The following is a 12,529-nucleotide window of genomic DNA, read 5'->3' as shown; positions in this document are numbered from 1 at the left end:
ATGAAAAAAATATCACTATTTGTATGTTTGTTGCTTTTATTAAGTTGTTCTAAAAATCCTGCTCATTTTTCTGAAGAAGCTTTGCAAGAAACCTTGTTGTCTAAGGATGGAACTACAACTACTTTTCAGCAAGTATTAAAAAAATATAAAGGCAAAAAAGTATTAATAGATGTATGGGCGTCTTGGTGTGGTGATTGTATCAAAGGCTTACCAAATTTAAAGCAACTTCAAAATGATAATCCTGAAGTTCAATATTTGTTTTTATCTATTGATAAATCAAAAAGAAATTGGAAAAGAGCAATAGATAATTATCAAATAAAAGGAGATCATTATTTGATGCCGCAAGAAAAAAAAGGAGCTTTAGGTAAATTTTTAAGACTTTGGTGGATTCCACGATATATAGTGGTTAACGAATCGGGAGAAATAAGTTTATTTAAAGCCACAAAAATTACCGATAAAAACATCTTGGAAGCCTTTAAAAAATAGTACTTTAGCCATACTAAAAATCAAACTAGATTATGAGAAAAAATATTGTTGCAGGTAACTGGAAAATGAATAATAATGCTGAAGAAACTCAGCAACTAATCAACAATTTAAAAATAGCTATTGAAGGATTAAATACAGAAGCAAGGGTAATTATAGCACCAACATTTGTAAATCTTTCATTAGCCCAAAACGCAGTAAACAATTCAATTATAGAAGTCTCTGCTCAAAATATGCATCAAGCAAAAAATGGTGCCTTTACTGGAGAAATTTCTGGAAGTATGTTGACTTCAATTGGAATTAAAACTGTGATTCTAGGTCATTCTGAAAGAAGAACTTATTTCGGCGAAGATGACGCAATGTTAACTGAAAAAGTGAAAGCAGCATTAGAAAATGATTTAGAAATTGTTTTTTGCTTTGGTGAGTTGCTAGAAGATAGAAAATCAGATAATCATTTCAATGTAGTTGAAAGTCAATTGAAAAACGTTTTATTCGATCTAACAGCTACTGAATGGAAGAATATAGTATTAGCATATGAACCTGTGTGGGCTATTGGAACAGGCGAAACTGCGAGTCCAGAACAAGCACAAGAGATGCATGCATTTATAAGAAGTTTAATTGCTGATAAATATGGTGCAGAGTTAGCAAATGATGTTTCTATTTTATACGGAGGAAGTGTAAAACCAAACAATGCTGAAGAGATTTTTTCTAAAGAAGATGTAGATGGTGGATTGATTGGAGGAGCTTCATTAAAAGCAGAAGACTTTACAGCGATCATAAAAGCAATTTAATGGCTAAAAAAACCTGGCAAGAAAAGTTTAATTCAGATAAACCTCACTTAGTTAAAGTAATTGAGAAGAGATTTGCTGATATGCCAGAAGGAACCAAAATGTTTATTGCAACTCCTAAGATTATAGATGCTTATGTAAATCATATTCCTGCCGGAGTAGAAGTAGATGTGCAAACAATGCGAAAAGATTTAGCTGCTGAGTATGATGCAGAAATGACTTGTCCCGTAACAACTAGCATCTTTCTAAGAATAGTATCTGAAGTAGCCATTGAAAATCATCAAAAAGGAGCAACTTTAGAAGAAATTACACCATTTTGGAGAGTTGTAAAATCTAAATCACCGATAGCCAAAAAATTAAGTTGCGGAACTGAATTTATTAGCAAACTAAGAACCCAAGAAAATTTATCCTAAATGGATGCAATTTATATCGAATATACTTTTCAAGTAAATCCCAAAGAACCAGCAACTGAGATTCTAATTGCTCAATTAGGGTTTGCAGGTTTTGAAAGCTTTGTAGAGAACGATGAAGGAGTTGTGGCCTATATTCAAAAGAAAGACTGGAACTCCAATATTTTAGAGGATGTTTTTATCCTAAGCTCTCAAGATTTTGAAATCAAACATCAACTAAAAGAAGTAGAACAAACCAATTGGAATGCAGAATGGGAAAAGAATTTTAAACCCATTCAAGTTGATGATTTAGTAAGTATTAGAGCTCCTTTTCATGAAAATCCAAATCTTAAATATGAGATTGTTATAGAACCAAAAATGAGTTTTGGAACTGGGCATCATGAAACAACTCATATGATGATTCAACATCTTTTAGAACTTGACTTACAGAATAAAAAAGTATTAGACATGGGATGCGGAACAGGTATTTTAGCAATTTTTGCTGAAATGAAAGGAGCTAAACCTATTGATGCTATTGATATCGATTCTTGGTGTTATGAAAATTCTCTTGAAAATGCAGAACGAAATAAATGCAATCATATCAACGTTTATGAAGGTGACTCTTCTCTTCTGAAAGAAAGAAATTATGATGTAATTATTGCCAATATCAACCGAAATATTTTACTGGCTGATATGAAAACCTACACAGATTGCCTAAACGAAGATGGAGTTTTATTGTTAAGTGGATTTTACGAAGAAGATATTCCTACAATTAATGAAGAAGTTTCTAAGTATAGCTTAACCTTTAATAAAAAAATTGAGAGAAATAATTGGGTGGCACTCAAATATTTAAAGTAAAGTTTATAAATTCGTATTTATGAGTACGAGAGAAAAGATACAAGAAGAGGTTGATGTACTAGAACAAGAAGTAAATCAACACGAAATTGTTTTGTATAATGATGACGTAAATACATTTGATTTTGTTATCAATTCTTTGATTAATGTTTGTGACCATAGTACAGAACAAGCAGAACAATGTACTTGGTTGGTTCATTTTAAAGGAAAATGTACCGTTAAAACAGGCGAACTAAAGGATTTAAAACCAAGATGCTCTAAACTCTTAGAGTTAGGCCTTTCTGCCGAACTAGTCTAACATGGAAAACGTATTTAAGTACTTCGAGTTTTCTTCTTTCTTAAAAGATGAATCCGATACATTCTCAGGAAATGAAATTGCCTTTAGTGAATTGAATTCAGAACATTTTCTGATTTTCGAAAAAGAAAAAGAATCCTACAACCTATACGTGTCTAAATACGCCAGTAAAAAAGAAATTGGGAAATCTTCACCCGAAATTGTAGAGCGTATAGTCACTAACTATGATAAAAGTAATCCAGCACATAGGATTGCCATCAGAAGATATTTTGAATAAAAACTATAAACCTTGTCGAATAATTTCTTTATTACTCTCTAGATTTAGTATCGATAGATTTTCTACTTCCCCGGCTCCTAAAAAGCGATATCTTATTCCTACAAACCTACCAATAGACTCATTGTAATTACCAGAATATATCAATTCCTTGTCAACTTCAATAGTTACATTTTTGCCTTTTACTCTAATGGCAATATCTCTAAAGTAAGACAGATCTACCCCAAAATTAGAAAGATCATGTTTCTTTCCATTCAAATACAAATCATTCAACAGTAAACTGATGTCTGAGATACATCCTTTTTGAGTAAAAGGAATAATCATAGCACCTTTTGACCCTAAAATAACAACTCTTAGAGTCTGGCAAACAGCCCATTTATCACTATATGAACTTTTAACCTTAGATGTAATAGATATATTGTCGCCAGAAGCATTGAAATCTTGTATAAGATGAAAAGAAGAAATAATCGGTTCTTTAAGGTTGGTAATTTCGTCAAACGCTATTTTAGGAAAAGAAAGTTTTTGATCTGAGAAAATATCTTTGTTAGTAAAATACTTAGGAACTGGATCGTAATCTAGTGTTCCAGACCAGCCATTAGACTTGATAAAAAGATCATGCTCTTTGATGATTTTTCCTTCAACCAAAAGTTTAGATCTAAAATATCCAGGGAAATAATAAATACCTGTAGCTTGTGTTTGTCCTTTATAGAGCTTGATAGTCTTAGTTTTATCCCAAAACTGTTGTATGTATATACTATCAGATTCAATTCCATCTAAATCAAAATTAAAAACTACAGAGTTTGGCAAACCTTCAGTTACTGGCTGACTTTTAAAAACAACATTTGAAAAATCTTTCTCTGTATCTGCATTACTCAAATTTGTCATTGAAAAAAGTGAAATAAAAACCAGAGTTAATACAGCAGCGCTAGGTACTATAATACTCAAATAGGGTACAACCTTCTTTTCAAAAAATGATGGTTTAGAAATGTTAGCGTTTAGTTTAAAATCTCTCCAGTTTTTATAATCGATAAACTGAGCGAGTGTATTCAAAGTACTAATACTAGGAGAACTTTCATAGTGCACTCTTCCCCAAACTCTTTTTAGAGTAGTTGGGCTTAATAAGATTCCTGTCTTTTGTTGAATGATTTCACTGAGTTCTAAAAACATGTCATTATGCCACTCAGAAGAAGATCCCCACTCCAATTTTTTCTCAATCAGAGACAAGCAGGTATTAAGAGCCTTATGTTCATCTTTTAAATTCACTATCTAACAAAAATCAATAAAATATCTTATCTGCACAAGATTGTTTCGTTTTGAACGGTTTTGTTTTCATGTAAAAAGCACCCAAGAATATATTTGAAATCAAACAATCTTTACTATTATGAAATTCAGATGTACAACACTCCTTATTCTTTTTGCAATTCTTTCACTAAAAGCACAAAACAATATTCCAATTGATACAACAAATTGGCAAATTCAGGCACAGTCCTATATTCTAGAAAATTTTAAAGGAAAACAATCCATCTATTTACAAGGAGGGTTTATAAGTTTGAAGAAAACTAAATTTTTGAACGGAACTATTGAATTTGATGTCTATTTAAAAGAAGAACAAGCTTTTCCTGGGGTTTATTTTAGAGTTGATGAAGATTTAAATTCTGAAGAATTTTTTTTAAGACCTCATTTGTCTGGGAAACCAGATGCTAATCAGGCTGCACCTATGACTCATGGTGGAACCGCTTTTCAACTGTATTTTGGACCAAAATATTCCTTCCCTTATACATATAAATTTGATGATTGGACACATGTGAAAGTTGTTGTTAATGATAACAAGGCGCAAGTGTATATGGATCATTCAAAAGAACCACAATTTTCATGGAATTTATTCCACGAATCCAAAGAAGGAGGTATTTCTTTTAGAGGAGGAAACCGATCTGGAATTCATATTGCTAATGTTACAATAGATAAGAATGCTACAACTATTGTTGATTTTAAACCTGGAACAAGAGAACCTATAAAAGATGCGATTCAGAAATGGACAATATCTGATCCGTTTGAAGAATCACAATTAAAAAGCATCAATAATTTAAAAAAGCTTATAAAAAACAGAACTTGGAAAGAAAAAATAAAATTACAAGAGGGAGTTGCAGCTGATATAACCAGAAGTGTAAAGCTTTTTAAAAACAGAAAAAAGAATACAGTATTTGCTAAACTAGTTATTGAGTCTGATAAGAAACAAACCAAACTGTTTGAGTTTGGATATAGTGATAGAGTTGTAGCAATTTTAAACGGAAAACATATGTATTGGGGTAACAATAGATGGAGGTCTAGAGACTACCGTTACTTAGGAACTATTGGTTTGTTTGATGGAGTTTATTTAGATTTAAAGAAAGGTAAAAACACATTACTAATGGCTGTTTCTGAAGATTTTGGTGGTTGGTTAATTACAGGAAAATTTAACGATAATAAAGGCATAAAAGTACTAGAATAATGATATTTTTGCTTTCATACATAGAAAGCAAACCATGAAAAATATCAGTAAAATCTTAACAATCTTGAGTTTTGTCTTTCTTTTTGCGTGTCAGCAAAAGGAAAATGAACCCAAGAAACCAAAAAATATAATTCTCTTAGTAAGTGACGGAACAGGACTTTCACAAATTTCTTCAGCCTATTTTTTCAAAGAAGAAGAGCCTAACTATTCTAGGTTTGAAAATATAGGTTTTATAAAAACATCCTCTTCTCAAGAAGATGTTACAGATTCAGCCGCTGGAGCTACTGCATTTGCAAGTGGTATAAAAACCTATAATGGAGCAGTAGGTGTAGATGCAGATTCAACATCAGTGCCAACTATTGTAGAATTAGTTCAGGATAGAAAAATTAGAACGGGAGTTGTTGCCACTTCTTCTATTCAACATGCAACGCCAGCAGCCTTTTATGGTCATGAAGTAAGCAGAAGATTTTATGAGAATTTAACCGAAGATTTGTACAACTCTGATATCGATTATTTTGCTGGAGGAGGACTGCGATTTTTCACAAAGAGAAAAGACAGTGTAGACCTTACTAAGAAACTAGAGGAGAAAGGGTTTTACATAAACACAAAAGAACTTGTTGGAGTTGATCAGATGAATGGTAAGTCGAAAGCTGGATTTTTATTGGCAGAGACAGCTATGCCAAAAATGCAAGAAGACAGAGGAGATTTTTTACCTAATGCAACACAGTTAGGAATAGATTTTCTAAACAATGAGAAAGGTTTCTTTTTAATGGTAGAAGGGTCCCAAATAGATTGGGGAGGCCATGCAAACGATGCGTCTTATGCCATAGCAGAATTGATAGATTTTGACAATGTAATAGGTAAAGCCTTAGACTTCGCTAAGAAAGATGGAAATACATTAGTAATAGTTACCTCAGATCATGAAACAGGTGGTTTTACATTGTCTGCTAAAAAGAAAAAGAGAGAAGATGGTACAGAATATAGCGATTACTCTGAAGTAGATGTAACCTTTTCAACTGGAGGACACTCTGCTACTTTAATCCCAGTATTTGCTTATGGACCTGGATCTGAAGAGTTTAAAGGAATCTATGAAAACAACGAAATCTTCCATAAAATTATGAAAGTAACAGGTTGGAATTCCAAAAAATAATAGAACAATTTAGTCATACATTAAAAAAGCTCATCATTTGATGAGCTTTTTTAATTTAACATTTTGTTAGTGGGCAAATTCAATAATTATTATTTAATTGATTGAAAATATTGAAGTTATGAGTAATGTATATCCATTAAGATTACTGTTAATTGTATTTATGATGATCCATTTTTCAGGAGTCTCTCAGTATAAAAAAGAGTATTGGGATAGTAGAGATCAATGGCAGAAAACTCCTGAACTCATTAAGTTAATGGGGTTAAAAAAAGATATGAAAGTAGCAGACGTAGGATGCCATGAAGGTTATATGACCATACATTTATCGGATTTTCTTAGCAACAAAGGAAAAGTATATGCTGTAGATGTTGTGGAAAGTAGAATTAACAAACTCAAAAAGTTTATAAAAGAAGATAAAAGAACCAATGTAATTCCTATAGTTGGTAAATATGACGATCCACTTCTTCCTAAAAATATATTAGACGCAGTCATTATTATGGATACTTACCATGAAATAGATGCCTATAATAAAGTTCTTAAGAAAGTTTATAAATCCTTAAAAAAAGGAGGAAAGATTTTAATCTTAGAAGAAATAAAAACTTATCGTATTAAAGATTCTAGAAGTAGTCAGACGTCTAGACATGATATAGCTTTGAGATATGTGAAAAAAGATCTTAAAAAAGCAGGCTTCACTATAGAAAAAGAAATTCCAGATTTTGGTAGATGGGAAAATAAAGAAGAAGAACAAATGTGGATATTGGTAGCAAAAAAAGAATAATTTAAACCTTAAAATTATCTATAGAAGCCTGCTTTTTTTAGCGGGCTTTGTTATTTTTTATACTTTTTTGTGACTTACTAAAAAAACCTGTGTCTAAAAAGTAAAACCAGTTAACAAATATGGGTAAAAATAGGAGGTCGTTTATTTTAGTTGCTTTGATGTTGATTTCTTTGCAAGTGGCAGGACAAGCTGTTCCGCCGCCAATTCCGCCTCCGCCGCCTCCTGGATTATCATTAGGTGTTGGGGAATACTTTTTTTTAATAGTTGGTTTGATATTTGGTATTGTTGAGGTCAGAAAAGGCTAGTGTAAATACAAGTGAAAATATCCCTATGGGTTTTTAAATTAGTGATTGTAAATTTCTGACAAGTTCCCTAAGACCAAGAAAGCAAGCTATAGATTCGTCTATGCTTGCTTTTGTTTTATTTTGAATAGCAGGATTAATTTCTCTTTCCTGACAAAGCTCCGCTTTGAAAATCAAAACCATACTAAAACAAAAAAGCAAGCTTTAAGTTTTAGCTTGCTTTCGATTTATTTGTGACCTCGGCAGGATTCAAACCTGCAACCTCTTGAGCCGTAATCAAGTGCACTATTCAGTTATGCTACGAGGCCATTACTTATATGGTAATAAGCGGCTGCAAATATAAACATGTTTTTTAAAAGAGAAAAGCTTTCTTTACGCGATTTCTTTTTTAAAATCCTCAATAATAGGGGTAGCTTTTTTAAGGTCTGTGTTAAGAATGAAAAGCTCTATAGAATTTCCTAAAGCTCCAAAGCCAGCTAATTGACTAGAGTTAACATGGTCTTTTACTATTGAGCCAATGTTTGAATCTCCTAATAAATTTTTTAATCGATTTACAAAAATTGAAGTTCCAGTAAATACTTTAACGTGTTCCTCTCTCATAATATAAAATTTTAATCTAGTGAATTTATTGTAACATAGGCACGCCATCCGATAATTGCCAATTGCAATTTGGAAGCTTTTGTAATATCCAATCTTTTTTTTGTAAAAGAAGGTAAGAGCGCTTTATTAAGCTTGGCTAAAAATTTAAAAAATGATTTTCTCATTATAATGACTTCTATCAAAAATACATGAATTTTTTTCATTTGAAAAATTCTCACAAACCAAATAAAAAAATTATTAGGGCTAACGAAGTAGTCCCTGAAGTGTAACTAAATTTTGTTTTTTACAGAAGAAATATAACTGAAAAAAGATGCCATTCAGAGCGAAGTTTTTACCTCGCTCTTCCTGACATTGGTTGGTAGTTTTCTAGTTCTTTTTCTCTATCATTTTCTTGGCCAACTCCGCACCAATTAATGATTCAAGCAAATTCCCGTTGTTTCCGCTTTTGCCACTTTCAATATAAGTAGCTGGTAATTTCAAATCTTTCAGTTGTTGAGCAACTCCTACAGCAGTTTTGTATTGCCATTCTGCCTTTTCTTGAGGAGTTAAACCAGCGCTTACAAGTTTTGCATTTTCATAGTACTGTGCATCAGCTGCAATTTTTTTACTCTTTGCTTTGTACTGCTCAACTTCATATTGTTTTTTCTCTTTGATTAAATTAAACTCGGCAACTTTAGCTTCCGTTTCTGCAGCAATAGTTTGTTGTATTTGTACTTTCTCTAATCTAGCTCTTTCTTTTGCCTTTTCAGATTCTCCTTTTGCTACCTCTTTTTTAGCTCTATAATACTCACGCTCTGCTTGTTGTTTTTCTAACTGAGTCTGAGCTACCTCATTCTTTTGTAAATCTAATCTTTCATCAAACGATTCTTCCCAATCTATACCAGTTACTTGTGCCTGATATATTTTCAATCCATATTGTTTTAATGTATTAGAATTATCTCTAATAATATTTCCATCAGCATCTCTTTTTATTCTAAACTTCTTTTGTTTGTTAGATTTTCCAATGGTAATTTGTCTTACAGTTGTAGTATCTCCTACAATTTCTGTGCTACTTTGATCTTCATAATATTGTTCTACTTGATACATTCCGTTTTCAAGCTGATCTCTAAAATAACGATCAAAATCTGAAGCCTGACCAGAAATATAATCTTGAGCGTCCATCAACTTACAAGTGTTTTTTATAGCAGCATCAATATTAGGTAATACCCTGCCAAAAATAAGTTTCCCTTCACTTTTGTTTCTGTCGGCCATATTCAAGAAAATTTCTTCATCATTTATGTTTACCCCAACAATAACCGAAGTACTTATTTCAGCCTTAATCGCGTCACTAAATTCCCATTTTTGTGCCTGCCGATTGTAAATTCCTTGCCCATCTCTTGGTAATTCATCCTTGCTGTCTACAATAATGTCTTTAATAGAAATTTCGTATGATAAAGGAATGACTCTTCCCCAGTATTTAAGTTTGATTCCCTGAGTTGTAATCATTTTATCTCCTCCACTTAGGTATTGAACTGCGTAAGCAGTACCTGCATCTGCATAAAAGAACATTCCTGTGATAAAACTGAATACAATACCTAATAGGATAAGCTGAATGCTTCTTGCTTTAGTAAATAATCCTAAGAATTTATTTGTGGTAAAAATAGCTCTTAAGATGATGGATAAAATCCCGATAATAATTAATAATACTCCAATGGTTGTTAACATAGCTTTTAGTTTTAATAGTTAATAAATTATAGTAATATGTAGGTGGCCACAAAAAGTGTGACTTCAACAATTTTTAATGCAAATTTGATCATTTTGTTAGTTTTAGATGTTAGATTATATTTAATTCTAGAATTGTTTTTTGAATATATATTATTGAAATGATATCTTCCTAGTAAAAACATTGAAAAAGATTAAATTAATTTTACATTTTAAAGTAAATAATTCAAAATGATTTAAATATGAAACATTGTTTGCTTCAAATGAATTATAAAATGTAAGTTAAATATTTATTTAATGTTTTAAAATGTAATAAAATAAAGGGTTTTTAAGCCTTTTTTTGATTTTTTAAAATTCAAAACTGCTGTTTTTAGTCAAATCCATCTTTTTGGCAAATTGAAAGTCAATAAAAATGTATATTCGCACAAAATGTAAAAAGTGAACTTTTTATTCATAATTTCTGGATTTATTTTACTGATTTTAGGAGGTAATTGGCTTTTAAAATCGGCTGTAGCCATATCGCTACGGCTCCAAGTTCCAAAAATTGTTATTGGAATGACTGTGGTTTCGTTTGCTACTTCGGCTCCTGAACTAATAGTTAGTGTTCAGTCTGCATTAGATGGTTTTTCAGATTTAGCATTAAGTAATGTGATCGGATCGAACATTGCTAATCTGGGATTTGTACTGGGAATTACGCTGATTATTGCAAAAATTGATGTTCAGAAAAGTTTTTATATAACAGATTGGCCTATTATGATAATAGCCTCTGGAATGTTGTTCTTTTTTGTAACAAATAACAGCACGATTGGTAGATACGAAGGATTAATTTTGTTTTCTTTTCTAGTCATCTTTTTAATTTATTTGCTTCGTTTTCAAAAACAAGCCGTAGTAGATGAAATGCCTGAAGATGATGAATTGTTGCCAAACTATCAAACAGCTTTATTTTTTGTGTTAGGAGGACTAGGATTATGGGGTGGATCTGAGCTATTAATTAATGGAGCTACTAATCTAGCTTTAGAATTAGGGGTGAGTGAACGTTTGATTGGAATTACTGTAGTTTCTATAGGAACAAGCATCCCAGAATTAGCGGCTTCTATTATTGCTGTAATTAAAAAGGAGAAAGCAATTTCTTTAGGGAATTTAATAGGTTCTAATATATTTAATATCCTTGCGGTAGTTGGACTTACATCAATGATAACTCCAATATCAATAAAAGATAATGAATTGCTTTCTGTTGATATTTACTGGATGCTTGGTATTTCATTGCTGATTTTACCTTTGGTTTTCTTGCCAAAGAAAATGAGATTAGAATTAAAGAGCGGAGTTATATTGCTATTGCTTTATATTCTCTTTTTATATCAAACGATTACATAAAAAAAGCAGCTTTTTAAGCTGCTTTTTTATAAGATATATTCTAATTAAATGTTGGCAGATTTTACTGTCGTAACAATTCTTCCTGCAATCTTATATGGATCACCGTTAGAAGCAGGTCTTCTGTCTTCTAACCAACCTTTCCATCCGTTTTCAACAGTAATAATTGGAATTCTAATAGAAGCACCTCTATCTGATACACCATAGCTAAAATCGTTAATAGAAGCTGTTTCGTGTAGTCCTGTAAGACGCTGGTCGTTAAACTCTCCGTAAACAGCAATGTGCTCTTTAGTTACTGGTCTAAAAGCTTCACAAATTTTTTCATAAACCTCTTTACTTCCACATGTTCTTAATGTGGTATTAGAGAAGTTAGCGTGCATACCAGATCCATTCCAGTCTCCTTTTACAGGTTTTGGGTGGTACTCAATGTAGTATCCGTACTTTTCTGTTAATCTATCTAATAAATAACGAGCTACCCAAATTTCATCTCCAGCTTTCTTAGCTCCTTTAGCAAATAATTGAAATTCCCATTGTCCACTTGCTACCTCTTGATTGATGCCTTCAAAAGTTAATCCAGCTGCAATACAAAGATCTGCATGCTCTTCAACAAAATCTCTTCCGTGAGTATTTTTTCCTCCAACAGAACAGTAGTACATACCTTGTGGTCCTGGATATCCCCCAATAGGGAATCCTAAAGGAAGCTGCGTATGCGTGTCCATAATAAAGTACTCCTGTTCAAAACCAAACCAGAAATCGTTGTCATCATCATCAATAGTAGCTCTTGCATTAGATTCGTGTGGGCTTCCGTCAGCATTTAATACTTCTGTCATTACCAAAAATCCATTCTCTCTTGCAGGATCTGGGTAAATGGCTACTGGTTTTAAAAGGCAGTCAGAAGAACCTCCTTCAGCTTGTCGAGTAGATGAACCGTCAAAAGACCAAATAGGACAGTCTTCTAATTTACCGCTAAAGTCTTCAACAACTTTAGTTTTGCTTCGCATGTTTTGAGTTGGAAAGTAACCGTCTAACCAAATGTACTCTAATTTAGATCTAACCAT

At 32.1% G+C, this 12,529-nt stretch carries 16 protein-coding genes and 1 tRNA gene; 11 read left to right on the top strand and 6 right to left on the bottom strand.

Annotated features, from left to right (window positions below; translation table 11 throughout):
• Genes AAON49_RS02230 through AAON49_RS02205 form a run of 6 tightly spaced genes read left to right on the top strand, consistent with a single transcriptional unit; the run spans position 1 to position 3,087 of the window.
• Positions 1-486 (top strand): TlpA family protein disulfide reductase, encoded by a 486-nt coding sequence (locus AAON49_RS02230; RefSeq protein WP_349552320.1) that lies wholly within the window; start codon positions 1-3, stop codon positions 484-486.
• 32 nt (positions 487-518) lie between these two features.
• The gene (tpiA, locus tag AAON49_RS02225) at positions 519-1,274 is read left to right on the top strand and encodes a triose-phosphate isomerase (protein WP_349552318.1); all 756 of its coding nucleotides are present in this window, start codon (positions 519-521) and stop codon (positions 1,272-1,274) included.
• Positions 1,274-1,684 carry a hypothetical protein gene (locus AAON49_RS02220; protein WP_349552317.1) on the top strand — a complete coding sequence of 137 codons (411 nt, stop codon included), beginning with the start codon at positions 1,274-1,276 and terminating at the stop codon, positions 1,682-1,684. The genes tpiA and AAON49_RS02220 overlap by 1 nt, the downstream gene beginning before the upstream one ends.
• Entirely contained in the window at positions 1,685-2,518 is an 834-nt protein-coding gene (gene prmA / locus AAON49_RS02215; RefSeq protein ID WP_349552315.1) for a 50S ribosomal protein L11 methyltransferase, read from the top strand.
• 19 nt (positions 2,519-2,537) lie between these two features.
• Positions 2,538-2,813 carry an ATP-dependent Clp protease adaptor ClpS gene (locus AAON49_RS02210; protein ID WP_349552314.1) on the top strand — a complete coding sequence of 92 codons (276 nt, stop codon included), beginning with the start codon at positions 2,538-2,540 and terminating at the stop codon, positions 2,811-2,813.
• 1 nt (position 2,814) lies between these two features.
• Positions 2,815-3,087, top strand: coding sequence for a hypothetical protein (locus tag AAON49_RS02205; protein ID WP_349552312.1), 273 nt, complete (start codon positions 2,815-2,817; stop codon positions 3,085-3,087).
• A 3-nt stretch (positions 3,088-3,090) separates the two neighbouring features.
• Here the strand turns inward: AAON49_RS02205 and AAON49_RS02200 are convergent, their stop codons facing one another.
• Positions 3,091-4,287: a hypothetical protein gene (locus tag AAON49_RS02200; protein ID WP_349552310.1), complete on the bottom strand. Its 1,197-nt coding sequence runs from the start codon at positions 4,285-4,287 to the stop codon at positions 3,091-3,093.
• Between the two features lie 178 nt (positions 4,288-4,465).
• Between AAON49_RS02200 and AAON49_RS02195 the strand changes: the two genes are divergently transcribed.
• From AAON49_RS02195 to AAON49_RS02180, 4 genes are all read left to right on the top strand, one after another.
• The gene (locus AAON49_RS02195) at positions 4,466-5,572 is read left to right on the top strand and encodes a LamG domain-containing protein (RefSeq protein ID WP_349552308.1); all 1,107 of its coding nucleotides are present in this window, start codon (positions 4,466-4,468) and stop codon (positions 5,570-5,572) included.
• A gap of 34 nt (positions 5,573-5,606) precedes the next feature.
• Positions 5,607-6,722: an alkaline phosphatase gene (locus AAON49_RS02190; RefSeq protein ID WP_349552307.1), complete on the top strand. Its 1,116-nt coding sequence runs from the start codon at positions 5,607-5,609 to the stop codon at positions 6,720-6,722.
• 118 nt (positions 6,723-6,840) lie between these two features.
• Entirely contained in the window at positions 6,841-7,497 is a 657-nt protein-coding gene (locus AAON49_RS02185) for a class I SAM-dependent methyltransferase (protein WP_349552305.1), read from the top strand.
• 119 nt (positions 7,498-7,616) lie between these two features.
• Positions 7,617-7,802, top strand: coding sequence for a hypothetical protein (locus AAON49_RS02180; RefSeq protein WP_349552304.1), 186 nt, complete (start codon positions 7,617-7,619; stop codon positions 7,800-7,802).
• A gap of 231 nt (positions 7,803-8,033) precedes the next feature.
• Here AAON49_RS02180 and AAON49_RS02175 read toward each other — a convergent pair.
• From AAON49_RS02175 to AAON49_RS02160, 4 genes are all read right to left on the bottom strand, one after another.
• Positions 8,034-8,107 (bottom strand) — tRNA-Arg (locus AAON49_RS02175).
• Positions 8,108-8,171: 64 nt separating this feature from the next.
• Entirely contained in the window at positions 8,172-8,399 is a 228-nt protein-coding gene (locus tag AAON49_RS02170) for a putative signal transducing protein (RefSeq protein ID WP_349552302.1), read from the bottom strand.
• 11 nt (positions 8,400-8,410) lie between these two features.
• Positions 8,411-8,563, bottom strand: coding sequence for an SsrA-binding protein (locus tag AAON49_RS02165; protein ID WP_349552619.1), 153 nt, complete (start codon positions 8,561-8,563; stop codon positions 8,411-8,413).
• A gap of 202 nt (positions 8,564-8,765) precedes the next feature.
• Positions 8,766-10,103, bottom strand: coding sequence for an HlyD family secretion protein (locus tag AAON49_RS02160; RefSeq protein WP_349552300.1), 1,338 nt, complete (start codon positions 10,101-10,103; stop codon positions 8,766-8,768).
• 435 nt (positions 10,104-10,538) lie between these two features.
• On the opposite strand from AAON49_RS02160, the gene AAON49_RS02155 reads away from it, so the two are divergent.
• Entirely contained in the window at positions 10,539-11,474 is a 936-nt protein-coding gene (locus AAON49_RS02155; RefSeq protein ID WP_349552299.1) for a calcium/sodium antiporter, read from the top strand.
• 44 nt (positions 11,475-11,518) lie between these two features.
• On the opposite strand, the gene AAON49_RS02150 is transcribed toward AAON49_RS02155, so the two are convergent.
• The gene (locus tag AAON49_RS02150; RefSeq protein WP_349552297.1) at positions 11,519-12,529 is read right to left on the bottom strand and encodes a glutamine synthetase beta-grasp domain-containing protein; all 1,011 of its coding nucleotides are present in this window, start codon (positions 12,527-12,529) and stop codon (positions 11,519-11,521) included.

This window comes from Pseudotenacibaculum sp. MALMAid0570 (genome assembly GCF_040151415.1).
Lineage (GTDB): Bacteria > Bacteroidota > Bacteroidia > Flavobacteriales > Flavobacteriaceae > Polaribacter.
The sequence above is the reverse complement of the archived record's forward strand: the minus strand, read 5'-3'. Positions and strand labels throughout refer to the sequence as shown.